The following is a 24194-nucleotide window of genomic DNA, read 5'->3' as shown; positions in this document are numbered from 1 at the left end:
CGACGTTCACCGCGAGATGCGCATCGTTCGACTGGGTCAGGGTGTTGATGCCACCGGACAATTCGCGACAGAGGCGATCGAGCGGACGAAGCGCGCGCTGATCGACTACGCCGAACTGCTGCGGCGCCACGACGTTTCGAAGGTTCGCATGGTGGCGACGTCGGCGACCCGCGACGCTGCCAACCGTGACGACTTCTTCTCCATGACATCCGACGTGCTTGGCGCCGTCGTGCCGGGCGCCGTCGCGGAGGTGATCTCCGGCGACGAGGAGGCCCGGCTGTCGTTTCACGGAGCCGTCTACGAATTGGACACCGCCGCAGCGCCTTTCGTTGTCGTCGACCTGGGCGGCGGATCCACCGAGGTGGTAGTGGGGGAGCACGAGATGGCGGTCGGCTACTCGGCCGACATCGGCTGCGTCCGGCTGACGGAGCGGTGCCTGCACAGCGACCCGCCGACCGCCGTCGAGGTGGCGGCCGCGCGGGAGGTGGTGAGGGAACGTCTGGGCGAGGCCCTTCGGGTGGTGCCCGTCGAGCGGGCTCGTACATGGGTCGGCGTGGCGGGAACCATGACGACGCTTGCCGCGCTCGCACAGGGCATGACGGCCTATGACCCTGCGGCTATCCACTTGTCCCGCGTCAAGTTCGACGAACTGCTACCTGTGTGCGAAGACATCATCGCCATGAGCCATCAACAACGCGCGGCCCTGGGGCCGATGCATGAGGGTCGGGTCGACGTGATCGGCGGCGGAGCCATCATCACCGAGGAGCTCGCGTACGCACTCGGCAGCCGGGCGGGCATTGACGAGCTGGTGGTCAGTGAGCACGACATCCTCGACGGCATCGCGCTGTCGATCGCCTAGGTGTGGACCTTTGCCCGTCGTCTCGATTTCGTCGGATCGTGTTGGCCAGCAAGAGTCAGGCCGAGCACTATCATTCCGACACCGAGTCCGAAGTGCAGCCAGTTATCGGCACCGTTCAGTGGGATCACGTTCGCCGAACTGCCGTCATCGATGAGGATTCCGTAAACCCACAGCCCGAGGTAGGCCAGGCCGCCGATCAAGAAGTAGGCCCGGGCCATCGCGTACGTCCGCGCCATCACGAGGCCGGCGAGACCAAAGGCCATGTGCAGGAGATTGTGCAGTATCGACACTTCGAAGACACCGAACAGTTTCGCGTCGGAGTGATGGCCCGCGAACTGCAACAGGTCGTGCTGCGTGGTCACGCCGGGGATGAATCCCAGCACGCCCGCGACGAGGAAGGCGCCCGCGACGATGATGGCCGCGCCTTGCACCGCCATCAGTGGGCGAGTCTTCGCCATACCCTGCCTCCCTTCGACCCCGTTATTGACGGATCGGCAGGTAAGAGATACCCGCGCGCCCGAAGTGCTAATCGGGCGCCCGGGCGATCTCGTTGTCAGGCAGCCGGTCGGGTGTCGCGCGAAGCCCGGGCACCGGTGTTCGCGCGGGACAGCAGGACGCCGAGCGCGATCATGCCGATCGCCAGGGCGAGGTGCAGCCAGTTGTCCGCGCTGTTGACGGGCACGAAGTTCGCCGCACTGTGGTGGTCGATGACCATTCCGTAGATGAACAGCACCAGGTAGATGACCCCGCCGCCGATCAGGTAGGTCCGCGCCCCCGTAAAGGTGCGGGCCATCGCGATCCCGGCGACGCCGAACAGCAAGTGGACGATGTTATGCAGGATCGAAACATTGAAGACGCCGAGCAGCAGAGCCCCCGATTCGTGGCTTGCGAAGGACATTGTGTCGTAGTCGGTGGTGATGCCGGGGATGAACCCGAGGATGCCCACGAGCAGGAACACCGCTCCGACGGCCAGCGCCGCCTTCTGCAGAGCCGTGGCGTATCTCGCCCCCGCGACGGCCGGTCGATTGGTTGCCATAAGATTTCCCTTCCCTGAGATTGGCCTCAAGGAACTACCCGGGGAAAACGCGTGTAAACAAGCTGAAACGCCATGCCGACGTCGCGGTGGGATGGTCGGTCACGAAGGGCGGCTCACGCCGCCGTCGTCAGCGCCTGACGTTGCAGTTGGGCGGGTTACCGCAGTGATGACCGCCGTCGCATGCGTTGCAATGACAATTGCAGCCGCCGGCCTTGGTTTCTGACACTCGCATGCTGTTCAACTCCTTAGTCGCTCTGACCGCCCTGTCCGGGTGGGAGCAGAGTTCGTATCAACATATGCCGACTTTCACAGTAGTCCTGCCAGGCTGGAAATAAAGGAAGACGAGCGGCCTTGATCTTGATCGACTCTGCGGTCAGGGCGCGATTGAGGCGGTTTTCTGTGCCCTGTGCGCAGAGTCGATGTCGGCGTCGGAAAGCAACCGTTTCATCACATCGGTCAAGGCGATGAGCCCGACGAATTCCTCGCGGTCAATCGCGCAGTGCGCAAGACGATGTCGCCACCTGGACACACACTGTGTCCCGTTTCTCATGGCTACCCAAGGAAAGGGTCGTTAAATGGGGACATGCCGTCTCCCACCACCGCACCAGCTGACGTACTCGTGATCTTCGGAATCACCGGGGATCTGGCCAGGAAGATGACCTTCCGGTCGCTGTACCGACTGGAGCGCCGCGGCTTGCTCGACTGCCCGATCGTCGGGGTGGCCCTCGACGACTGGTCGGAGGCGGCCCTGATAGACCACGCCAGGAGTTCGATCGAGACTGCCGGCGAAACCATCGACGACGACGTGTTCGCCCGCTTCGCGCAGCGACTGTCGATGGTGTCGGGCGACTTCGCCGACGCGAAGACCTACGAGCGGGTGGCCCGCGCGATCGACGGCAAGCACACGCCGGTGTTCTACCTGGAGATACCGCCGTCGTTGTTCGGCCGCGTCGTCGAAGGTCTATCGCATGCCAACCTGACCTCGCACGCCAGGGTGGTGGTGGAGAAGCCGTTCGGCCACGATCTCGAGTCGGCGCGGGCGCTCAACGCACAGTTGCGCAGTGTCCTCGAGGAGTGGCAGATCTACCGCATCGACCACTTCCTCGGCAAGGAACCGGCGATGGACATCATGTTCCTGCGATTCGCCAATTCGATCTTCGAGCCGCTGTGGAACCGGGACCGCATTCAGTGCGTCCAGATCACGATGGCCGAGAACTTCGGGGTCGAGGACAGGGGCAGCTTCTACGACCCCGTTGGCGCACTGCGCGATGTGGTGCAGAACCATCTGCTGCAGCTGATCGGACTGTTCGCCGCCGAGCCACCGAGCACGGCCGACGCCGACGGGTTGCGCGACAAGCGTGCGGAGGTGTTCCGCGCGATGCCGCCAGCAGACCCTGCGCATTACGTGCGCGGGCAGTACGACGGATACCGCTCCGTCAAAGGGGTGCAGTCGAGTTCGCAGACCGAGACGTTCGCCGCGCTACGGCTGGAGATCGACAATTGGCGCTGGGCCGGAGTGCCGTTCTTCATCCGCGCCGGCAAGGCGCTGCCCGTGCGGGACACCGAGATTCGGGTGATCTTCAAGCGTCCACCCAAGCTGGCGATCACTGAGGAGACCCACGATCCGGACGAACTCGTGCTTCGCATCGATCCGAATCCCGGTACCAACCTGATCATCCAGGCCAAGGAACCGGGGAAGAACAGCACCCGCCGTGTCGACCTGGACATGATATTCGCCGAGGAACTCGGAGAGGCGCCCGAACCGTATGAGCGTCTGCTCAGCGACGCGATGGTGGGCGATTCCACCCAGTTCGCCCGCGAAGACGGGGTGGAGGAGACGTGGCGCATCGTGCAACCGTTGCTGGACTCGCCGCCCGAGGTGCAGCCGTACAAGAAAGGGTCCTGGGGTCCCGAGGCCGCCGCCAAACTCGTTGCCGGGCATCCGAATTGGCGGACTCCGTGGCTGAAAGGCTGTCCCTGACCGACTGTCGCAGTAGGTCAGCTTCGCAGGATCGGCTTCAGCGTCTCGAGTACCGCCGGGTCTTCGATCGTCGACGGGACCGGCTCGTCGCGGCCGTCGGCGATGCCGCGCATCGTCTTGCGCAGAATCTTGCCCGACCGGGTCTTCGGCAATGCGGGCACGACGTCGACAGCCTTGAAAGACGCAACAGCACCGATGTTGTCCCGGACGGCGGCGATCAACTCTTTGTGCAGGCCTTCGTCGGATGCGCCTGCCTTGAGCACGACGAGGCCGCGCGGCACCTGTCCCTTGAGCTCGTCGGCGACCCCGATCACCGCGCACTCGGCGACGGCAGGATGGGCGGCGAGTACCGCCTCGATGGAACCGGTCGACATCCGGTGTCCCGCAACGTTGATGACGTCGTCGGTGCGCCCCATCACGTACAGGTAGCCGTCCTCGTCGAAGTAGCCGCCGTCGCCCGTCAGGTAGTAGCCGGGGAACGCTTTCAGATACGACGCGACGTAGCGGTCGTCGTCACCCCACAGCGTCGGCAGCGTCCCCGGCGGCAGCGGCAGCTTCACGCAGATCGCGCCCTCCTCGTTCGGGTCCGCTTGCGATCCGTCGGGGCGCAGAATGGCCACGTCGTACCCCGGCATCGGCACGGTGGGCGAGCCCGGCTTGATGTCGAGCGCTTCGACGCCCATCGGGTTGGCGGCCACCGACCAGCCGGTCTCGGTCTGCCACCAGTGGTCGACGACCGGGATGCCCAGCCGTTCAGACGCCCAGTGGTAGGTGCCGGGATCGAGCCGCTCACCCGCCTGGAACAGATACTTCAGCGCCGAGAGGTCGTACTTGCCGAGGTGTGTTCCGTCCGGGTCTTCCTTCTTGATCGCGCGGATCGCGGTCGGGGCGGTGAACAACGCCTTCACCCCGTGCTCGGCGGCCACTCGCCAAAAAGCGCCCGCGTCCGGCGTCCCGACCGGCTTGCCCTCGTAGAGCACGCTCGTCGCGCCGAGCATCAGCGGCCCATAGACGATGTAGGAGTGGCCCACCACCCAGCCCACGTCTGAGGCCGCCCAGTACACATCGCCCGGCTCGGTGTCGTAGATGTGCCGCATGCTCCACGTCAGCGCGACGGCATGCCCGCCGTTGTCGCGCACAATGCCCTTTGGCCTTCCCGTCGTGCCCGATGTGTAAAGCACATACAGCGGGTCGGTGGCTGCGACGGGCACCGGATCCACCGGCTCGGCGTCGGCCATCACGTCGTTCCAGTCGTGGTCGCGGCCGGCCAGCGGTTCGCAGGGCCGCTGTTCTCGCTGCACGATGACGCAGGCCTGCGGGGCGTACTCCGCGATGTCGAGGGCGGCGTCGATCATCGGTTTGTAGTCAACGGTGCGTGTCGGCTCCACGCCGCAGGATGCCGTGACGATGGCGGCGGGCCGGGCGTCGTCGATGCGGGCGGCCAACTCGCTGGCGGCGAAGCCGCCGAACACCACGGAGTGCACCGCGCCCAGCCGCGCACACGCCAGCATCGCGATCACGGCCTCGGGGATCATCGGCATGTAGATGACGACGCGGTCACCCTTGTCGACACCGAGGCCGCGCAGCGCGCCGGCGAAACGCGCAGTCTGGTCGAGCAGTTCCCGATAGGTGTAGGTGCGCTGCGAGCCGGTCACCGGCGAGTCGTAGATGAGCGCGGGCTGGTCGCCTCGACCGCCTTCGACGTGGCGGTCAAGCGCGTTGGCGCAGGTGTTCAGCTCGCCGTCGGGGAACCAGCGGTAGAACGGCGGGTTCGAGCCGTCGAGGATCTGCTTCGGTTCCCGCGTCCAGGTCACCGCCTTGGCGGCGTCGGCCCAGAAGGCCGCGGGGTCAGAGATGCTCGCTGCGAACATTTCGCGGTAGCCGGCCATACCCGCACGGTAGCCGCGATGCCCTTCTCTATAGTCCGATTCATGACTGCTGATCCACCGCCGATTTCCGGGGTGCGCCGGTCCTTCGTGGAGGCCAACGGGGTGCGCTTTCATGTGACCGAGGCCGGGCCGCCCGACGGCCGCCCCGTTCTCGCCCTGCACGGCTGGCCGCAACACCACTGGGAGTACCGCGACCTGCTCGCCGACCCGCCGCCCGGGCTTCGGATCATTGCGCCTGACCTGCCCGGCTACGGCTGGTCCGGCCCCGCTCCGCACAAATGGGCCAAGGAAGACATTGCGACCGACGTGCTGGCGCTACTCGATGCGCTAGGGCTCGACCGGGTCCTGCTGCTGGCCCATGACTGGGGCGCGGCCGCGGGATATCTGATGGTGTTGCGCGAGCCCGAGCGATTCGAGGGCTATCTCGTGTGCAACATGGCCCACCCGTGGTTGTCGGCACGCGCGGTGCTGCCGCACCTGTGGCGCTTCGTGTACCAGTTGCCGCTCGCCACGTTCGGGATCGCCGTCCAGCGGCGCACCCCATACGTCGAGCGGGTGATCTTTGTCGTCGGCTCCAGGATGGATCGCGACTCCGCACGCGTCTTCGCCGAACGGTTCCGTGACCCGGTCTGCGCGAAGGCAGGAAGGGACACCTACCGGACGTTCCTGACGCACGAGATCCCGCATGGTGCGCGCAATCCCGAGACCCGTCGAATAGCAATACCGATCCGTGCTCTGTACGGCACCGGCGACTTCGCGGTCGCCCCTTCGTTCATCGATCCCGCAACCGCCAAGGCCGACGACTACACGGTCGAGACCGTCGATGCCTCGCACTTCGTCGTCGACGAACGGCCAGACTTGGTGCGCAAGAAGCTGATCGCGCTCGCCGACGAGACGGCTCACTAACCTGCGCGAGCAGACGCAAAAATACCCGCAGAGGGCCCAAGATGGGTACTTTTGCGACTGCTCGCCGTGAAAAGTCGCTTGCCTACGAGCAGAAATCGCATGAATCCTGTCGAATGGAAGGCGGATTGTCTCCGTCCCATACACCGCTTGGTAGCTCGCCCTTGTACGGAACGTTGCCTGCCTCGTGCTCTACGAAGTACCACGTGTGGCAGACATTCATGTCCCACGTGTAGGCAACCCCGGGTCCCGACGACATGTCGTAGCGGGAGTACACCATGGAATTGCCTGGGCACCACGTATGCGGCGGTAGGGGTCCGGCCAGGGCAGGAGCTGCCAACCCCAAGCCACAGCTAGCCAATACTGCGGATGCCAGTGCTGCGATTCGTCGGTTCATGTTCTGGTCTCTCTCGTGTGTGTTGGACTGTTATGTGCATCCCAACACCACCCCGCTGCTACCGGTCCCAACATCGCGACAGTTACGCCTGAAAGCGGTAGCCCATGCCCGCCTCGGTCAGCAGATGCACGGGGCGCGACGGGTCGTCCTCGAGCTTGCGCCGCAACTGCGCGAGGTATACGCGCAGGTAGTGGGTTTCCTTCGCATACGCCGGACCCCACACCTCCTTGAGGAGTTCCTCGCGACCGACGAGCTTGCCCCTGTTGCGGACCAGCATCTCCAACATGCCCCACTCGGTGGGCGTGAGGTGAACCTCGGTGCCGTTCTTGGTGACCTGCTTCGCCGCCAGATCCACCGTGAACGAGGCGGTTTCGACGACCGGCTCGTCGGTGTCCGCGGCGGCGGCTCCTCGTCGGATCGCTGCCCGCAACCTGGCGAGGAACTCGTCCATGCCGAAGGGCTTGGTGACGTAGTCGTCGGCGCCGGCATCGAGCGCCTCGACCTTGTCGGCGGAGTCGGTGCGTGCCGACAGCACGATGATGGGCGCCGTCAGCCAGCCCCTCAAGCCGCCGATCACGTCGATGCCCGACATGTCGGGCAGCCCCAGGTCCAGGATCACGACGTCGGGATGCTCGTCTGCGGCGGCGCGTAACGCACCGCCTCCGGTCGAGGCGGTGACCACCTCGTAGCCACGCACCGACAGGTTGATTCGCAAGGCCCTCAGAATCTGCGGCTCGTCGTCGACGACCAGAACCTTGGTCATATCGCCGAATCCCCTGAGGGAGCATCAAGTTCGACGAGTACGGTCAGTCCGCCGCCGGGTGTGTCGGTGGCCTGAATCGTTCCTCCCATCGCTTCGATGAACCCCTTCGCAACGGAAAGGCCGAGGCCGATGCCGGTGGTGTTGTCCTGGTCGCCGAGCCGCTGAAACGGCGCGAACAACTGCTCCGCGGTGCCGCGCGGTATGCCGGGCCCGTCATCGATCACCGCAATCAGCACCCGGCCACCGACGGTGCTCGCCGTGACCCGCACAGGGCTGTCGGGCGCATAACGCAGAGCGTTGTCGATCACGTTCGCGAGCACTCGCTCGAGTAGCCCGGCGTCGGCCATCGCGACGGCATCGTCGACTTCCACCTTTACCCGGTCCAGCGCGACACTACGAAAACCGCTGGAGTGCTTGCTGATTCCCACGAGCGCCCGCTGCACCGTCTCCTCCAGGTAGACCGACTGCAGGTTCGGCGCGATGACCCCGGCCGCCAGCCGCGAGGAGTCGAGCAGATTGCCGACGAGCGCTGTCAGCTGGTCGATCGACTCCTCGATGGTGGCGAGCAGCTCGGAGGTGTCCTCGGCGGAGAAGTCGACGTCGTCGCTGCGCAGACTCGACACCGCTGCCTTGGCGGCCGCAAGCGGTGTGCGCAAGTCGTGGCTGACGGCCGACAGCAGTGAGCGGCGCAGCTCGTCGGCCTGCGCGATCGCTTCGGCTCTGCCCGCTTCCTCGGAGAGCTCCCGCTGCTTGACGAGGCCCGCCGCCTGTTTCGCGACGGCGGTCAGCACTCGGCGGTCGCGTGCGGCAAGTTGCCTGCCTGCCATCAGCATCCAGAACTGGTCGTCGCCGACCTCGATGGCGGTGTCGGCCGACGCTGGCGAAACGCACGGATCGTTCCCGACGCACGCGACGACGCTTTCGACGTCGTCGGTGACGCGGAGCATGGCCACGGCACGCTGGGCATAGGTCTCCCGGACACGCTCGAGCAGCGTGCCGAGGTCGGCCCCCCGCAGCACCGAACCGGCGAACAGCGCGAGGAGTTCGGCTTCGCGGGAGGCCTGCGTCGCCTCTCTGGCCCGCTTGGCGGCGCCGTCCACGAGCGCGGCGACGGCGACCGCGACGAGCAGCAGCACCACGACAGTGACCGCGCTGTCCGGTTCGGCGATGGTGAAGGTGTACCTGGGCTCGACGAGAAAGTAGTTGAGCAGCAGTCCCGACAGCAGCGCCGACAGCGCGGCGGGCGCCACGCCGCCGAGCAGCGCGACGACCAGCACCCCGATGAAGAACAGCGCGCTTTCTCCCCCGACGCCGAGGTAGGGGTCGAGCAGCCAGACGATGAGCGCGCAGATGGCCGACGGCACAACGAGTGCCGCGAGCCAGGACGCGGTGTGCCGGTGGCGGGGAGTCAGCGATGACCATGACCGTCCGCGCTTGACCTCCCCGTGGGTGACCATGTGGACGTCGATCTTGGCCGACTGCTGTACGACGGCGGCGCCGATGCCCTCGTCGAGGACCCGGGCCCACCGCGACCGACGAGAGGTGCCCACGACCAGTTGCGTGGCGTTCATCTCGCGGGCGATATCCAGAAGTGCAGCGGGCACGTCGTCTCCGACGACCGTATGGACGGTGGCGCCCAGGCTGGCCGCCAGCTCGCGCACCTTGCCCATCTGGGGCGCAGACACGCCGGACAGCCCGTCACCGCGCACGACGTGCACCACCATCAGCTCCGCGCTGGACTTCGATGCGATCCGAAACGCACGACGGACAAGGGTTTCGGACTCCTGCCCGCCGGTGACGGCGACCACGACCCGCTCGCGCGCCTCCCAGGTATCCGTGATGTGTTTGTCGGAGCGGTATTTGACGAGCGCGGCGTCGACCTGGTCGGCCAGCCAGAGCAACGCCAGCTCCCGTAGCGCGGTCAGGTTACCTTGCCTGAAGTAGTTGGACAGCGCGGCGTCGATGCGCGCGGAGGCATATACGTTCCCGTGGGAAAGCCTGCGCCGTAACGCTTCTGGTGTGATGTCGACCAGTTCGATCTGATCGGCGGCGCGGACGACCTCGTCGGGAACCTTCTCCTGCTGCTCGATGCCGGTGATCTGGGTGACAACGTCGTTGAGGCTCTCGAGGTGCTGCACGTTGACCGTCGAGATCACGGTGATGCCCGCGTCGAGTATCTCGTCGACATCCTGCCAACGTTTGGAGTTTTTGCTGCCCGGGGTGTTGGTGTGCGCCAGCTCGTCGACGAGGACCACCTGCGGGTGCCGCTTCAGGACGGCGTCGACGTCGAGCTCGGCGAACCGGGTGCCGCGGTAGTCGATGTGGCGAGGGGGGATGACTTCGATGCCGTCAAGCAACTCCGCGGTCTTCGCGCGCCCGTGCGTTTCGACCACCGCCGCGACGACGTCGGTGCCGCGCTCCACTCGACGGTGAGCCTCGCCAAGCATTGCGTACGTCTTCCCGACGCCGGGAGCTGCGCCCAGGTAGATGCGAAGCTCTCCGCGTTTGGCGCCCTGCGGCGACGTACTCACATGCTCATCATCCACCGGTGGGTCAGCTCTTTGCCGGATAGTTCTGGTCCAGCTCCAGGTTGAGCGTCAGCACGTTGACCGTCGGCTCGCCGACGAAGCCGAGCCAGCGTCCGACGGTGTTGTCGGCGACGGCCGCCCTGACCAGGTCCGCGGATGTGCCGCGGGCGTGTGCGATGCGACTGACCTGCATGTCGGCGTAGGCGATGGAGATATGCGGATCGAGACCGCTGCCGCTGGCGGTGACGGCGTCGGCGGGCACCGCCGGGTCCGCGGGCGCGCTGCCCCGGATGGGAACGATCTGGCCGATGCTGTAGTCCTCGCCGTAGCGGGCGCACTGCACCCGGACGCCTTCGTAGGTGTTCAGGAACGGCGCTGCCGTGGTCTGGCAGGGCTCGTTGACGCTGACGACACGCGTCGGGTAGGCGACGTCGCCGCGCGCATCTCGGGGGCCGATCACCGACAACACCGCGCCGACACCGTCGCCCGTACAGAACGGCCGGGCGCCGTCGACGCCGTCGAGTTCGGCCGCGGCGGCACTGCGTGTGCACACCAGGGTGAGCAGGCTGGGTTTGAAGCCGTTGTCGTCCTTGGGCAGTGAGGGGTCTCCTGCGGTGTCGACAATGCTCTCCGGTCCGAGGTTGCTCGCGCCGGTGGCCATCGGGTCGTAGCCGTCTCCGGCCGCCGACGGCCTGCTCTGGAAATACTGCGGTAGCGGATTGCCGTCACTGTCGGTGAACGACTGGCCGATCAGGCTGCTGCCGACCGGTTTTCCGGCGGCCTCGATGATCGACCCGTCGGCTTTCTGGCGCAGCCCGGGCAGTTGGGCGACGAGCCAGATGAACGCCGGGTAGGCCAGGCCGAGGATGACGGTGAGCACCAGCAGGGCTCGTAGCGCCGCCCAGTGTTGACGAGCGATGTTCGATGGCTTCATTTTCACATTCCCGGAAATAGTTGGATGACGAGATCGATCAACTTGATGCCGATGAACGGCGCGATGATGCCGCCAAGGCCATAGACGTAGAGGTTCCGGCTCAACAACTTCGACGCGCTGCTCGGCGTATACCGCACGCCCCGCAGCGAAAGCGGAATGAGGGCAATGATAATGAGCGCGTTGAAGATGACCGCGGACAGGATCGCCGACTGGGGGCTGTGCAACCGCATGATGTTGAGCAGGTCGAGGCCGGGGAACAGCGCCACGAACATCGCGGGGATGATCGCGAAGTATTTCGCGATGTCGTTGGCGATCGAGAATGTGGTCAACGCGCCGCGGGTGATGAGCAACTGCTTGCCGATCTCGACGATCTCGATGAGCTTGGTCGGGTCGGAATCGAGATCGACCATGTTGCCTGCTTCTTTGGCCGCCGACGTGCCGGTGTTCATTGCGACGCCGACGTCGGCCTGAGCCAGCGCGGGTGCGTCGTTGGTGCCGTCGCCGGTCATCGCGACCAGCTTGCCGCCTGCCTGCTCCTTCTTGATCAGCGCCATCTTGTCCTCGGGAGTGGCCTCCGCGAGGAAGTCGTCGACGCCGGCCTCGTCGGCAATCGCTTTGGCGGTCAACGGGTTGTCGCCGGTGATCATCACGGTGCGGATGCCCATCCGACGCATCTCGTCGAACCGTTCCCGCATGCCTTGCTTCACCACGTCCTTGAGGTGGATCACGCCGAGCACCGACGCCTGATGGTCGAGCACCTCGCCGACGACAAGGGGAGTGCCGCCCGCCGCGGAGATGCCGTCGACGATGTCACCGAGTTCGGTCGGCACCGTTCCGCCTTGGGAACGCACCCATTCGGCCACCGAGCTCGCCGCGCCCTTGCGCAACAGGTGACCATCTCGCAGGTCGACGCCGGACATCCGCGTGGTGGCGCTGAACTCCACCCAGTGTGCGGAGTCCAGCTCACCCGGCGTGCGCGCCCGTAACCCGTACTCCTGCTTGGCGAACACGATGATCGAACGGCCTTCCGGCGTTTCGTCAGCGAGGCTGGACAGTTGGGCCGCGCCGGCAAGGGCGTCGGGCGTCACGCCTGTCAGCGGCACGAAATCCGCGGCCTGACGATTGCCAAGGGTGATAGTCCCGGTCTTGTCGAGCAGCAGCGTGTTCACGTCGCCCGCCGCCTCGACCGCACGACCCGACATCGCCAGAACGTTGCGCTGCACGAGACGGTCCATGCCTGCGATTCCGATGGCCGACAGCAGGGCGCCGATAGTCGTCGGGATCAGGCAGACCAGCAGGGAGACCATGACGATGCCGGAAACTCCACTGCCATTGAGCGCCAACGTGTTCGGCACGCCCGGATTGTTCGCCTTGGAGAAGATCGCGAGCGGCTGCAGCGTCGCGACCGCGAACAGGAATATGATCGTCAACGACGCGAGCAGGATGTTGAGTGCGATCTCGTTGGGCGTCTTCTGCCGGTTGGCGCCCTCGACGAGTGCGATCATCCGGTCGATGAAGCTTTCGCCCGGCCGCTGGGTGATCTTGACGACGACGCGGTCCGACAACACCGTCGTGCCGCCGGTGACCGCGGATCGGTCGCCACCGGACTCCCGGATGACAGGCGCCGACTCACCGGTGATCGCCGACTCGTCAACGGAGGCAATGCCTTCCATGACATCGCCATCGCCGGGTATTGTCTGGCCGGCTTCGACCACCACGAAGTCGCCCTGTTGCAGCAGCGGAGCGGACACTTCCTCTCCACTACCAGAGGCGCCGGGTGTCCATCCGATCAGGCGCCGCGCCATGGTGTCGGTCTTCGTTTTGCGTAACGTTTCGGCCTGCGCCTTGCCTCGGCCTTCGGCGACGGCTTCGGCGAGGTTGGCAAAGAGGACCGTCAGCCACAGCCACACCACGATCAGCCAGGCGAACCACGACGGCTCGATGACTGCGAGGACGGTGCTCCAGGCGGCGCCGATCTCCACGATGAACATCACGGGATTGCGCCACAGCGTGCGCGGATTGAGTTTGCGCAGCGCGTCGGGCATCGCCTTCCTCAGCATCTGAGGGTCGAGCAGGCCGCCCTGGACACGTTTGGCCGCAATCGGTTTCGGCTGCGTGGCCGGTGTGAGATCAATCGTGTTCGAGGTCATGAGTGGATTCCGTCGGCGAGGGGGCCCAGCGCGAGCATGGGCAGGAACGTGAGGGCGACCAGGATCAACGTGACCCCGGCCACCATGCCGACGAATTGCGGCCGGTGAGTGGGCAGGGTGCCGACGGAGTCGGGCGTCTTGCCCTGTCTGGCCAATGAACCGGCCAACGCCAGCACGAAGATGATCGGCAGGAACCGGCCGAACAGCATCGCAACTCCGAGTGCGGTGTTGTACCAGACGGTGTTCACGCCGATGCCCGCGAATGCCGAGCCGTTGTTGTTGGCTGCCGACGTGAAGGCGTACAGGACTTCGGAAAGGCCGTGCGGCCCGGTGTTGAGCATGCCCGCCCGTTGGCCCGGCATCGCCATCGCGACCGCGGCGCCGGTCAGCACGATCAGCGGCGTGATCAGGAAATACGTTGCGGCGAGCTTGATTTCCCGCGGAGTGATCTTCTTGCCGAGGTACTCCGGTGTGCGGCCAACCATCAGCCCGGCGACGAACACCGTGATGATGGCCAGGATGAGCATGCCGTACAAGCCGGACCCGACGCCGCCTGGCGCCACCTCTCCGAGTTGCATGTTGAACAGCGTGATCAAGCCCCCGAGGCTGGTGTAGGAGTCGTGAAACGAGTCCACCGCACCCGTCGATGTCAACGTGGTCAGATCGGCGAAGACCGCTGAATTCGGCACCCCGAAGCGCTGTTCCACGCCCTCCATGGAGGACCCGGCCGCAGTGGGAACCGTTCCGTGGTGCTGGATTTGGAACCACATCATCAACGTGACGCTGGTCATTGCGATCACTGACATCGCTGCGGCGGTGGCGTAGCCCTGCTTGCGGCTCTCGACCATGCGGCCGAAGGTGCGGGGGAGGGAGAACGCGATGCAGGCCAGCAGGAAGATCTCAACCCAGTTGGTCCACGCGGTGGGGTTTTCGAAGGGATGCGCGGAGTTGGCATTGAAGAACCCGCCGCCGTTGGTGCCGAGTTCCTTGATGGCCTCCTGGCTTGCGACCGGACCACCCGGGATCGTCTGTTGGCCGCCGACAAGGGTGTTGACCATCTGGTCGTGCAGTGCGAAATTCTGGATGGTGCCGCCGGCGATCAGGATGATGGCGGCGATGATGGAGAGCGGCAGCAGGATTCGGATGCTTCCGCGCACCAGATCGACCCAGAAGTTGCCGAGCTCGCCGGTTCTGCGGCGGGCCAGCCCGCGCACGAACGCCATCGCGACGGCCATGCCGACCGCCGCGGACGCGAAGTTCTGCACGGCGAGACCGGCCATCTGCACAAGATGACCCTGGGTCGACTCGCCGGAATAGGCCTGCCAGTTCGTATTGGTGACGAAGCTGACGGCGGTGTTCCAGGCAAGCGCAGGCGTCATCGGCGTGCCGGAGTCATTGAGATCCAGCGGCAACTTGCCCTGCACCAGCTGCAAGAGCAACAGGAAGAGGACGCTGACCGCCGAGAAGGCCAGCACACTGCGCGCGTAGGCGCTCCACGTCTGCTCGGACTTCGGGTCGGCGCCAATCAACCGGTAGGCGACGCGCTCGGCACGCCAATCCTTTGAGGAGGTGTAGACGCGGTACATGTAGTCGCCCAGCGGCACGTGAACGGCGGCGAGGGCGATGATCAAGGATGCGAGGAACAGGATCCCCGCCGTCGTAGAACTCACTAGAACCTCTCGGGGAAGAGCAGGGCAGCGAAGAGGAACAGCGCCAGCAGGACCGCAAGCACCAGGCCGATCAGGTTCTGGCTCACAGTCCCTCGACCAACTTCTGGACCCAGCCGAGCAGCGCGAAGATCACCACCGTCAGCACGATGTAAAGCAGGACGGACATGTCGCTCCGGTCGTTTACGGCCTGCCGGATTTCGGCGGCCTTGACCATGAAACGTCCTGTTCAGGGGCTAAACGGCGGCCTTGACGCTTTCTTGACGGGCAAGCGGCGGTCTTTAACGACTTTCCTCCCCGGATCGTCTGTCAGCCGCCGATGTTCTATCGGGACCGCCCAAACCGCCGCTTGGTCTTCGTCGGAACCTGCTGCGACTCCTGAAGCCACTCCTGCCACATCATGTCGGAGTTCTCTTGGACACGGTTGTTCGTGACACTCAATCCGAGAGATTCGACTTCCGTTGTCGCCCAACGGATGAGCGAGCTATCTGCCCCGATCTCCCGAGCGAGGGCCGCCCTCTCGTCGTCGTTCAGCTTGTCGCTGAATTCCTGCATGGTCTTGTTCAGTCGATAGAACGGGACGGCCTTGTCGAATTGGCCACAGAGCTCGGCGAGTTGCCGTCGCGCATGGTCCAGCAACGTCTTCGACTCAGTTGCGGCTGATTGGACGGCCTGGTCCTGCTCAACTTCTGCTGCGGTAACGTCCGCAGAGTCGGTATCGGCGGACTGCACGAGCTCGGAGTACTTGACGCGCAGCGCATCGAGCTCCGCGGTGGCCGCCAAGGCTCGCGAGCGCCACCATTCGAGGTGGTAGACGACCAGCTGCGCCTCGCAGTCGGGGCAGAGCGCGTCGGCGCTGTCTGTCTCCACCAGAGCGATCGCCTCCTGGAACGCCACACCGCAGAGCGCGCGGCCATCCCTGGCGCTCAGATAGTCCGCGTGGTGCACTACGGACGCGGACGGTTCGCGTAGATAACTGTGGGGCGGTTCCACTTTTCGTAACTTAGTTGACGGGCCTAAGGAATATGGGCGATCGCCGAACGCACGTCACGCGCGCAATTCGGGCACCGGTAAACGGTTTGCCAAGTTAGTGGAAATTCCGCCGTGACGAGGCTTAACGGCTGATGTTCTGATCGGCGTTCGGCAGACGCTGCAGCAGACATCCGAGTCTGGGGGGCGCGGACGCCTCGCCAGCTCTGTCATCATCGATCTCGAGTCGACGCCATAATCCCGCCGGTTTGAACTCTGGTGGGGACGGTGGGACTCGAACCCACAAATGTCAGGCGTTTTAAGCGCCCCGCCGATGCCAATTAGGCTACGTCCCCTCTAGGCAGCCGAGTTTAACGTGGGGGCCGGCCTCTTGTTCTTGCCTCTGAAGGTCGGCGTAAGCGAGTGACAGTTGGGGCATAGCAGTCGAAGGTTGTCCAGCGCGTTGTTTTGATGATTGCCGTCTATGTGGTCCAGCTCCAGAGGAATCGGCTGATCCATCCAGGTATCGAGCTTGCAGCAGGAGCACCTCCGCTCAACGACGCCTTCGTTGACGAGTCGTCGACGCAACCGATCAGACTGAATTGGATACTTGTTGGAGAGATAGTCTTCTATTGGTCGCACACGGCTAGGAACCGTCGCGCCTCGTGACCAGGATTGCCCGGCAAAGTGCGACGTATCGAGATCGAGTCGCTCGATGGCTCGGTGCAGGACGCGGTAATTTCCGCCCTCTGGCGCGACCCCTAACAGCCTGAGTGCCCCTGCAATTGAACGAGACTGCATGACCGCCTTGCGGTACTGCTCATCTCTGATCTTGTAGCGCCTCACCCGATCTGATTCAGGCGTTTCGGCCCTGAATTTTTCGGCCTCAACAACGGTTCTGAACCGCCGTCTGAGACGTTTCCTCTTAGCGTTGATGTAGACAGCTGCTCGTACTTCGTACCTGATCTCCCCATTCGAGAGGACGACACGGACGGGTCTCCGTTCGAGCTTCTCGCTCATTGTTGTCGCTTCGCTCACTACGCCACCTCCATCATGTCCAGCCACGACCCACTAGAACCGGAAGATAGTTGAGCGCACCGACATTCGTCTGTCGTCGGCCTGCGGCTTATGAATGCATGTGTCTCGGCGCAACGCAGCTCAGTACCCCTCGGTTCTGGTCGTAGATGGCGGCGACGTCGAAACGAAGACAATGTCGGAAGGCATCACGCCAGGGCGACAAAAAGCCGCTCACCCCCGGCACCGTCAAACACGTGTGGGACGTACTGCGGCGGGTGTTGCGGTACGCCGTCCACCACGGCGCAATAGCGACTAACCCGACCGACCGCGTGGACTTCTCGGCGAGCCGCGCGACCGGCGATCATGACCGCTTCGAACACCACCCGTCACCGCCGAGCAGGTTGGCCGGCTGTGCGCTGCTATCCGTGGCGAGGTGCCGGGTCTGCCCGCGTACCCGGCGTACGCGCTCATGGTGGAGTTCATGGCCTACACGGGTCTACGCGCTGCGGAAGTCAGCGGCCTGGAGGTCGGGGATTTGGTGTTTGCGCCGGGGCCGCGCTGCGCGGCGAACGTACGCCGTACCAAGGACCGCAAGAACGGGGCATGGGTCGTCGGCACGCTCAAGAGCAAGAAGTCTCGCCGCATCGTCCCGCTGCCGCCCTGGCTGGCCAGGAAACTAGCCGACTACCTCGGCACCGACCACCCACGTGCGAACGAGCCCACCGCGCCGCTGTGGCCGAGCCGCAACAACGGCGGGGGATACAGGGCGAAGGGGGAGCGGTACGCGGTCCCGCTGGACTGGACGCAGCCGCTCGCGATGGGGACGTTCTACGACACGATCCTAAAGCCCGCCCTTGAGGCTGTCGGGCTACCGGCGAGCCGTCGAGCCTCAAAGGATGCGCCTGCAGTTCATGGCGTACGCCTACACGACCTCCGGCATACGTTTGCGGTTCTGCAGCTATCGGCGGGCACGCATTTCATGCAGGTATCAAAGTGGCTCGGGCACAGCACTTTCACGCTGACGCTCGACGTCTACGGCGACTACATACCGGAGCGCGACGGCGGCGCAGTGAACAACCTGCCCGAACCAACAGCCCCGGTGACGTCCGCCGAAGCGGGTGGGAAGGTCGTGCCGTTGGGGCCGCAGTCGGGTTAGTCAACGTTTGGTGAGCTCCACTAGAAAATGCCACCTCCTCCAACAATCGACCTCCTGGGTTGAGCCTCAAAACGCATCCGGTCTTTGACACCGACGTGGCGGACCTGAACCCGGGGGGGCGCCAAAGTCAGATGAGCACGCCGTGGGTTCGATTCGGCCATGCCACGGTTTCTCCTGGGCCTCCAGCTGTCGTCGTTGACCGCTCGAAGAGTGTCAACATGTCTTCTACAAGTGCGGCCACGGACCTGCGCCAAAGCCGGGAGTCGTAGTGCCCGGCAGCAGTACGCTGACTGCCGTGCCGGAAACGTCGTACGCGTCGTGCGGCGATCTCAGCCTCGCCTATCAGGTGTTCGGCGAGGGGCCCATCGACCTGGTAATCGCCGGGCCGTTCGCCACCCACGTGGAGTTGTTCTGGACCCAGCCCGAATTCAAGGCGTTCTTCGATCAGCTCGCAACGTTTTGTCGTGTCCTCGTATTCGATAAGGCCGGGGTCGGGCTGTCCGACCCGGTCCCGCGAGTTCGCTCGCTGGATGATCGAGCAGCCGAGATCGAGGCCGTCATGGATGCCGTCGGCTTCGGAACGGCTGTCCTCTTCGCGCTGAGCGAGGGTGGCCCAGCCGCCATCGTCTTCGCGGCAAGTCGACCAGAGCGAACGCGGGCGTTGGTCCTCGCCAGCACGTTCTCAGTTATGCCAGTCGGGTGGGACGACATCGAGCGCGATGCGGACGAGGTGCGGGCGCGCGTTCTACCGGAGCTCGGTGAGGATTACACGCCGTCGACGGAGCAGATTGTCCGCATGCAGGAATTCGGCCTCGCCGTCCGCTCGGCGTGGGGCAGCGGTTCGGCACTCAAGTGTGTAATGCCGTCGGTCCGGTCGATACGCCAGCTGGGAATGTTGGAGCGCATGAGCGCAAGCCCGGGGATGGCTCGGGCGACCCTCGCAGCGATGTTCCAAATCGACGTCCGGCCGATCCTGCCGACAATCACCGTGCCAACCCTTGTCATCCATGCCCGCGACGACCCCGCCGCCCCGGTGCAGTTAGGCCGGTACCTCGCTGACCACATCCCTGGCGCGCGGTTGCTCGAGGTCGAAGGCGTCGACCACGCGCCCCAGTTCACCGATCCCGACAGGATTCTGACCGGGATTGAGGAGTTCCTCACCGGCAGCCATGCGCCACCGCTGCAGGCACATCGCGCCCTGCGCACCGTGTTGTTCACCGATATCGTCGCGTCGACGGAACGTGCCGCCGCGACGGGCGACGAGCGGTGGCGGGCGATGCTCCAGCGCTTCGGTGAGATCACAGCCGGACTCGCGGAACGTTTTGGCGGCACGGTGGTGAAGGGCACGGGTGACGGGCACCTCATCACGTTCGACGGCCCGACACAGGCCATCCGTTGCGCCGAGGCCTTACGCGCCGACGCCGAAACACTGGGCCTCGAGATCCGTGTGGGCATCCATACCGGCGAGTGCGAACTACTGGACACCGACATCGGCGGGATCGCAGTGCACATCGCGGCGCGGATCCTTGGTCAGGCGGGAGCCGGCGAAATCCTCGTGTCCCGCACAGTCTGCGACCTGGTTGTCGGCTCGGGCACGGGGTTCGAGGACCGCGGCAGCGTCGAGTTGCGCGGCGTGCCCGGCAGCTGGCAACTCTTAGCAGTCGATCCTTACGGCGCGCGGGTGGGATCGGCCGAGGCGGAACTGGCGTCAACGTCGACCCCTGGACCACGTACGGCGATGCTCCGGTCGGACCGCGCTATAGCGGTGATGGCAAAGCGAACACCGTGGATACTTCGCGGGATGGCGCGCCTCGCCCCGGCCAACGTCGGAGATAAATAGCTACCGAGGTCAGCACGCGCGGAGGTGCTGCGCCGAGGTGACCTCGCGGCGAGCTAACGGGCCGGCCGTGCGTCTCGTCGCGGCGTCAACGCGGCGTCCGGGTGCGATTCTAGGCCGTACCGACGTCGTACCGAGGGCGTACCGGCAACGGCGGATTACGTTCTGCTGCAGTCTGTTTTAGGATCCGCAGCGAACGGTTTCGCCTAGTCGTCGGAAGCGGCTCGCCCGTTCTTAAAAATCGGTCGGCAAGGCTACGTGCGTGTGTCGATCGAAGAGCAGATGACGAAAGAGGCTGGACTCGATGCACCAGCGAGCCGACTAATGCGGATTGGATCCGAGCCCCGGCAGCCATAGCGCCCGTCTGCCGGTAGGGCAAGTCGGCGCACGTATCCGAACTGCCCTAGGAAGCCGCCTAATCGCCCTAGTCGCGCTTGGTCGCGCGGAGCACCGCGGCGTTCCGGCGAGATGCCCAGAGACGCGGCGCGTAGCTGAAGAACGCACGGGGCGCGGCATCAAGGACCGTTTGCAGCAGCACACTTGCGGGCGACGTGCGATTGGGTGGCGCCGGAAGTACGAAGGCAGTAGCAGTCCCAGCACTGGTTGAAATCTGGATCGGCGTCCCGGGCGCACCGTAGATGCCTTCGCGGGTGCCCGCGAACATGTCGTTGATCCATCCGGCGGAGATTGTCTGTATTGCTTCGACGTTTTGCGGAAGCGAGAAGCCAGTAAACAGTTGTGCTGCCTTCTGAATCAGAACGTTTCCGCTTTGCATCGCATCGATGTGCGAACCTCCGACTAGCGAAACTCCCACGAACTGGTTGGGTCGCGCCTGGACCAAGTAGCCGCTGACATCGCCGAGCTGGTTCCAAAAGTGCTTGGGTTCGGTAATCAGCAGCACCGGTCGGTTGTTGACGCCAGTGAGCTTTGCCAGAGCTGTCGGCAGTGCGTTGTTAAGCGAGACCGCGTCGAACAGCATCACGCCGGCCAGATCCGTGATTGCTCCGTTGTCGACGCAGAAACCGGCGGCGGCTGCGACGAGGCCACCGCCCATGGAATGGCCGGCGAGCACGAAGCGTTGCGGCAGCGTCACGGAGCTTCCCGCCGCGAAGGTCGCGCTGGCGGTGAGTGGCGCCCGGCTACCCGCGAACAGGTCGGCCACCGCGCGTTGCAACGTCATCTCGCCCAACCAGGCGGCGTCGCTGGCGAAGAGATTCGACGTCAACGACGGGGTGATAACGACGCTATTGGTCTGCTGGGCGAGCACTGCCGCTGTGTAGCTGTAGAGCGGGGCGCTGGCGAGGAAGCCGTGTTGTAGGTAGATCAGCCGAGTGGGTGTTTGGGGTCCGCTCGGGAAGTACCAGTTCGCAGGCACGACGTGCCCTGTTCCGAAAGGAATTGCCAACGTAGATCGTCCGACAGTGACCGTGCTACCCGGCGGAAGGGTCGGAGGTCCTTCAACCGCCCTTATCACGCTAATCACGACGGTGAAGACGATGCCACATGGGTGGGCTTCCCGCCTAAACGCCGATCGGATCGAATCACGGCGAGCCGAGAGTTGTTACCTAGCAACATGTTACCTATTCCTAAATGGGCGCGGCAGCCCACATCTGACGCGTAATCATCGCTTCCTCGCGTCATGGTATCAAGTACTTGCGATTAATTTGAAGAACACGATTCCCGCGCGACCCTCGAGGCTTGAACAATCGGCACTCATTCGGCTCACCCTTGGTATGAACCGGGAGACTCAAATGGGGCCGGCTGCAACGGAAGTCAGATGCTTACGTCGTGATGCCAACCATCCCCGTCTTAACCCATCAAAGTGAGCGCTTCTCCAGCTCTCTGCAAACTCGTCTTATCACGATGAGAAACTTCTGGCTCGACTAATCGGCAAACCGCCTGTTCAAATGGCTTGCGTGCGAAGGGAGTCCCGGACAGCGCCAGAGCTGGCCTTTCAACTTCCTGCCACATCGTTGACGTTGCATAAGCCACCACCCAACCTGAAACCCGGCGGTGGCGATTCGTCGCTGCCCACCGGAAAGGGTCAACGACGAGGATATTTGCCTCTCAACGACAGAGAGCGATCATCTCCCATGTCAGCAAGCAAGTGGACCGAGGCGGATGTGCCCGACCAGACAGGGCGGGTGGCGATCGTCACGGGCTCCAATACCGGCCTCGGCTTCGACACCGCTCGGGTTCTAGCGGAGCGTGGAGCCTGTGTGGTGCTCGCAGTTCGCGACACAGAAAAGGGGAGAGCTGCACGGGACCGGATCCTGAATACAGCGCCTCGTGCCGACGTCTCTATTCAGCCGCTCGACCTCGGAAGCCTGCGGTCTGTGCGTGCAGCGGTTGAGGACTTGCGCGCCGCATATCCGCGCATCGACCTGCTGATAAATAACGCCGGAGTGATGGTTCCTCCGAAGCGGGTGACACTGGACGGATTCGAATTGCAGTTCGGCACAAACTATCTCGGTCATTTCGCTCTCACTGGGCTTCTGCTCGATAATCTTGTTTCCATCGATGGCTCACGGATCGTCGTCGTCAGCAGCAACGCTCACAAGCTCGGCGGTGCAATACATTTCGATGATCTGCAGTGGGAGCGCCGGTACAACCGCGGTGCTGCCTATGCTCAGTCGAAGCTGGCCAACCTGATGTTCTGCTATGAACTGCAGCGGCGGTTGGCTACCGCCGATGTGCCGACCATCGCGGTTGCCGCCCACCCCGGGTTTACCGATTCCGAGCTGATACGCCACGTGTGGAAGCCGGTCGCGCCCCTGATGAGGTGGTTCGGCCCATTGGTGGGCCAGGATCCCGCGAAGGGCGCGCTGCCTCAGTTGTTGGCGGCCACTGATCCTCAGGTGCGTGGGGGCCAGTATTGGGGTCCGGATGGACCTTTTGAACTTCGGGGTTTCCCTACCCTAGTTAAATCCAGTGCTAAGTCCTACGACGAGGCCGTCCAGAAGCGACTGTGGGGGATAGCTGAGGAACTGACTGGCATCACCTTCCCGGTCTGAATGCCGATGGGCCAGGAGTTTCATCCCGACTTGCGTGGGATTGCGCGCGTGCTGCCAGGCGGACCCTACACTCGCCGCACTCTGCCAGTTATTCGCGCGCTCACGCGATTACAGACACTGCGTTTCTCGAAGAATGTCGAAGTGGCTGCTCTGCCCAGCGGAATCAACGTGCGGCTGCACCGGCCTCAGCACACTGACAACGCGGGCGCCGCGCTGCTGTGGATCCACGGTGGCGGATACGTCATCGGATCGGCAGCGCAGGACGACCGGCTGTGCCGCCGCTTCGCCCACCGGCTAGGCGTCCCGGTCATCGCCGTCGATTACCGCCTCGCGCCTAAACACCCTTATCCGGCGGCCCTGGAGGACTGCTATGAAGCGTTTGCGTGGCTGACTCGCTTGCCCGGCATCGATCCCGCGCGGGTCGCCATCGGCGGCGCAAGCGCCGGCGGCGGCTTGGCGGCGGCGCTTGCTCTGTTGGCTCGCGACCGCGGCGAATTGGTCCCGCTATTTCAGCTCCTGGTGTATCCGATGGTGGATGATCGCTCCAGCGATCGCCCCGGCATCAGAGATCGGCGTTATCGGCTCTGGAGCCCCAACAGCAATCGGTTGGGATGGACCGCTTATCTATGCGGCGCCGATCCGCAAGTCGCTGTGCCCTCGCGGCAAGACGATCTCTCTGGCCTACCGCCCGCGTGGATCGGCGTCGGCACCCTCGATCCGCTGCATGACGAGAACGTCGAGTATGCGCGCCGCCTCAAGGACGCGGGTGTCGCATGCGACCTTGACACCGTCACCGGCGCTTTCCATGGATTCGACATTGTCGCACCAACTGCCGGAGTATCACGTGCATTTTTCGACCGCCAGTGCGAGGCTCTACGAAAAGCATTCTCTAGCTGAAGCTTAGCGCTGTTTCGTCAGGGAAACCTCAGCTCAACTCCAAGCTGCATGTCGTCATGGTCGACTGACGCGGCAATCACACTGAGGATCTGGGCGCATAGGTAGCGAGTGCCAGGATGGCTCTCCGTACGGGCCTGGCGAGTGTGATGTCGCGCGGTGTTCGATGTTGCCGCTCAAGTACTTGGACCGCTAAGCGC

At 64.4% G+C, this 24194-nt stretch carries 19 protein-coding genes, 1 tRNA gene and 1 pseudogene; 7 read left to right on the top strand and 14 right to left on the bottom strand.

Annotation, left to right across the window (positions count from 1 at the left end):
• On the top strand, nt 1-859 hold an 859-nt coding region (locus QOJ24_RS01890; RefSeq protein ID WP_526258543.1), incomplete at its 5' end, for a Ppx/GppA phosphatase family protein.
• Here the strand turns inward: QOJ24_RS01890 and QOJ24_RS01885 are convergent.
• Both QOJ24_RS01885 and QOJ24_RS01880 read right to left on the bottom strand, forming a co-directional pair.
• Nucleotides 856-1317 (bottom strand): DUF4383 domain-containing protein, encoded by a 462-nt coding sequence (locus QOJ24_RS01885; RefSeq protein ID WP_526258542.1) that lies wholly within the window; start codon nt 1315-1317, stop codon nt 856-858. The genes QOJ24_RS01890 and QOJ24_RS01885 overlap by 4 nt on opposite strands.
• 95 nt (nt 1318-1412) lie before the next feature.
• On the bottom strand, nt 1413-1895 hold the full coding sequence (locus QOJ24_RS01880; protein WP_526258540.1) for a DUF4383 domain-containing protein: 483 nt from the start codon (nt 1893-1895) through the stop codon (nt 1413-1415).
• Nucleotides 1896-2478: 583 nt separating this feature from the next.
• Between QOJ24_RS01880 and zwf the strand changes: the two genes are divergently transcribed.
• The gene (zwf, locus tag QOJ24_RS01875; RefSeq protein ID WP_526258538.1) at nt 2479-3876 is read left to right on the top strand and encodes a glucose-6-phosphate dehydrogenase; all 1398 of its coding nucleotides are present in this window, start codon (nt 2479-2481) and stop codon (nt 3874-3876) included.
• Between the two features lie 17 nt (nt 3877-3893).
• On the opposite strand, the gene QOJ24_RS01870 is transcribed toward zwf, so the two are convergent.
• Nucleotides 3894-5765 carry a propionyl-CoA synthetase gene (locus tag QOJ24_RS01870; protein WP_526258536.1) on the bottom strand — a complete coding sequence of 624 codons (1872 nt, stop codon included), beginning with the start codon at nt 5763-5765 and terminating at the stop codon, nt 3894-3896.
• A 42-nt stretch (nt 5766-5807) separates the two neighbouring features.
• Between QOJ24_RS01870 and QOJ24_RS01865 the strand changes: the two genes are divergently transcribed.
• Entirely contained in the window at nt 5808-6671 is an 864-nt protein-coding gene (locus QOJ24_RS01865) for an alpha/beta fold hydrolase (protein ID WP_526258534.1), read from the top strand.
• A gap of 476 nt (nt 6672-7147) precedes the next feature.
• Here QOJ24_RS01865 and QOJ24_RS01860 read toward each other — a convergent pair whose 3' ends face one another.
• The 10 genes from QOJ24_RS01860 to QOJ24_RS01815 form a co-directional block, all read right to left on the bottom strand.
• The gene (locus tag QOJ24_RS01860; RefSeq protein ID WP_526258532.1) at nt 7148-7828 is read right to left on the bottom strand and encodes a response regulator transcription factor; all 681 of its coding nucleotides are present in this window, start codon (nt 7826-7828) and stop codon (nt 7148-7150) included.
• On the bottom strand, nt 7825-10374 hold the full coding sequence (locus tag QOJ24_RS01855) for a DUF4118 domain-containing protein (protein WP_526258530.1): 2550 nt from the start codon (nt 10372-10374) through the stop codon (nt 7825-7827). The genes QOJ24_RS01860 and QOJ24_RS01855 overlap by 4 nt, the downstream gene beginning before the upstream one ends.
• Nucleotides 10375-10381: 7 nt before the next feature.
• Complete coding sequence (locus QOJ24_RS01850; RefSeq protein ID WP_526258528.1) at nt 10382-11290, bottom strand: potassium-transporting ATPase subunit C; 909 nt, start codon at nt 11288-11290, stop codon at nt 10382-10384.
• A 2-nt stretch (nt 11291-11292) separates the two neighbouring features.
• On the bottom strand, nt 11293-13440 hold the full coding sequence (gene kdpB / locus QOJ24_RS01845; RefSeq protein ID WP_526258526.1) for a potassium-transporting ATPase subunit KdpB: 2148 nt from the start codon (nt 13438-13440) through the stop codon (nt 11293-11295).
• The gene (gene kdpA, locus QOJ24_RS01840) at nt 13437-15110 is read right to left on the bottom strand and encodes a potassium-transporting ATPase subunit KdpA (RefSeq protein ID WP_526258525.1); all 1674 of its coding nucleotides are present in this window, start codon (nt 15108-15110) and stop codon (nt 13437-13439) included. Before kdpA ends, kdpB begins: the two co-directional genes overlap by 4 nt.
• On the bottom strand, nt 15110-15196 hold the full coding sequence (gene kdpF / locus QOJ24_RS01835) for a K(+)-transporting ATPase subunit F (RefSeq protein ID WP_526258553.1): 87 nt from the start codon (nt 15194-15196) through the stop codon (nt 15110-15112). The genes kdpA and kdpF overlap by 1 nt, the downstream gene beginning before the upstream one ends.
• Nucleotides 15193-15324, bottom strand: a complete 132-nt coding sequence (locus tag QOJ24_RS01830; RefSeq protein WP_526258523.1) for a hypothetical protein — start codon at nt 15322-15324, stop codon at nt 15193-15195. Before QOJ24_RS01830 ends, kdpF begins: the two co-directional genes overlap by 4 nt.
• A gap of 107 nt (nt 15325-15431) precedes the next feature.
• The gene (locus QOJ24_RS01825; protein WP_526258521.1) at nt 15432-16100 is read right to left on the bottom strand and encodes a hypothetical protein; all 669 of its coding nucleotides are present in this window, start codon (nt 16098-16100) and stop codon (nt 15432-15434) included.
• 253 nt (nt 16101-16353) lie between these two features.
• Nucleotides 16354-16432: transfer RNA gene (locus tag QOJ24_RS01820), tRNA-Leu, on the bottom strand.
• Nucleotide 16433: 1 nt separating this feature from the next.
• Nucleotides 16434-17096 (bottom strand): HNH endonuclease signature motif containing protein, encoded by a 663-nt coding sequence (locus QOJ24_RS01815; protein ID WP_526258519.1) that lies wholly within the window; start codon nt 17094-17096, stop codon nt 16434-16436.
• A gap of 194 nt (nt 17097-17290) precedes the next feature.
• Between QOJ24_RS01815 and QOJ24_RS01810 the strand changes: the two are divergent.
• A pseudogene (locus QOJ24_RS01810) lies at nt 17291-18249 on the top strand (site-specific integrase); the annotation flags it as partial.
• Nucleotides 18250-18544: 295 nt separating this feature from the next.
• The gene (locus QOJ24_RS01805; RefSeq protein WP_526258518.1) at nt 18545-20089 is read left to right on the top strand and encodes an adenylate/guanylate cyclase domain-containing protein; all 1545 of its coding nucleotides are present in this window, start codon (nt 18545-18547) and stop codon (nt 20087-20089) included.
• Between the two features lie 421 nt (nt 20090-20510).
• Here QOJ24_RS01805 and QOJ24_RS01800 read toward each other — a convergent pair whose 3' ends face one another.
• A complete protein-coding gene (locus QOJ24_RS01800) occupies nt 20511-21353 on the bottom strand; it encodes a hypothetical protein (protein ID WP_526258516.1) in 843 nt (280 codons plus the stop codon).
• Nucleotides 21354-22179: 826 nt separating this feature from the next.
• Here QOJ24_RS01800 and QOJ24_RS01795 point away from each other — a divergent pair.
• Together QOJ24_RS01795 and QOJ24_RS01790 are read left to right on the top strand one after the other, a co-directional pair.
• A complete protein-coding gene (locus QOJ24_RS01795; RefSeq protein WP_526258551.1) occupies nt 22180-23100 on the top strand; it encodes an SDR family oxidoreductase in 921 nt (306 codons plus the stop codon).
• Nucleotides 23101-23106: 6 nt separating this feature from the next.
• Nucleotides 23107-23997 (top strand): alpha/beta hydrolase, encoded by an 891-nt coding sequence (locus QOJ24_RS01790; protein WP_526258549.1) that lies wholly within the window; start codon nt 23107-23109, stop codon nt 23995-23997.
• The last annotated feature ends 197 nt before the right edge of the window (nt 23998-24194 follow it).

The sequence above is a fragment of the Mycobacterium sp. genome (assembly GCF_032159775.1).
Classification (GTDB): domain Bacteria; phylum Actinomycetota; class Actinomycetes; order Mycobacteriales; family Mycobacteriaceae; genus Mycobacterium.
This window is presented reverse-complemented; position numbering and strand designations above follow the sequence as displayed.

Excerpts from the sequence above, each read along its gene's own strand:
- QOJ24_RS01885 (WP_526258542.1), bottom strand. The coding sequence starts at position 1,317 with ATGGCGAAGACTCGCCCACTGATGGCGGTGCAAGGCGCGGCCATCATC.
- QOJ24_RS01880 (WP_526258540.1), bottom strand. The coding sequence starts at position 1,895 with ATGGCAACCAATCGACCGGCCGTCGCGGGGGCGAGATACGCCACGGCT.
- zwf (WP_526258538.1), top strand. The coding sequence starts at position 2,479 with ATGCCGTCTCCCACCACCGCACCAGCTGACGTACTCGTGATCTTCGGA.
- QOJ24_RS01870 (WP_526258536.1), bottom strand. The coding sequence starts at position 5,765 with ATGGCCGGCTACCGCGAAATGTTCGCAGCGAGCATCTCTGACCCCGCG.
- QOJ24_RS01865 (WP_526258534.1), top strand. The coding sequence starts at position 5,808 with ATGACTGCTGATCCACCGCCGATTTCCGGGGTGCGCCGGTCCTTCGTG.
- QOJ24_RS01860 (WP_526258532.1), bottom strand. The coding sequence starts at position 7,828 with ATGACCAAGGTTCTGGTCGTCGACGACGAGCCGCAGATTCTGAGGGCC.
- QOJ24_RS01850 (WP_526258528.1), bottom strand. The coding sequence starts at position 11,290 with ATGAAGCCATCGAACATCGCTCGTCAACACTGGGCGGCGCTACGAGCC.
- kdpB (WP_526258526.1), bottom strand. The coding sequence starts at position 13,440 with ATGACCTCGAACACGATTGATCTCACACCGGCCACGCAGCCGAAACCG.
- QOJ24_RS01830 (WP_526258523.1), bottom strand. The coding sequence starts at position 15,324 with ATGGTCAAGGCCGCCGAAATCCGGCAGGCCGTAAACGACCGGAGCGAC.
- QOJ24_RS01815 (WP_526258519.1), bottom strand. The coding sequence starts at position 17,096 with ATGAGCGAGAAGCTCGAACGGAGACCCGTCCGTGTCGTCCTCTCGAAT.
- QOJ24_RS01795 (WP_526258551.1), top strand. The coding sequence starts at position 22,180 with ATGTCAGCAAGCAAGTGGACCGAGGCGGATGTGCCCGACCAGACAGGG.
- QOJ24_RS01790 (WP_526258549.1), top strand. The coding sequence starts at position 23,107 with ATGGGCCAGGAGTTTCATCCCGACTTGCGTGGGATTGCGCGCGTGCTG.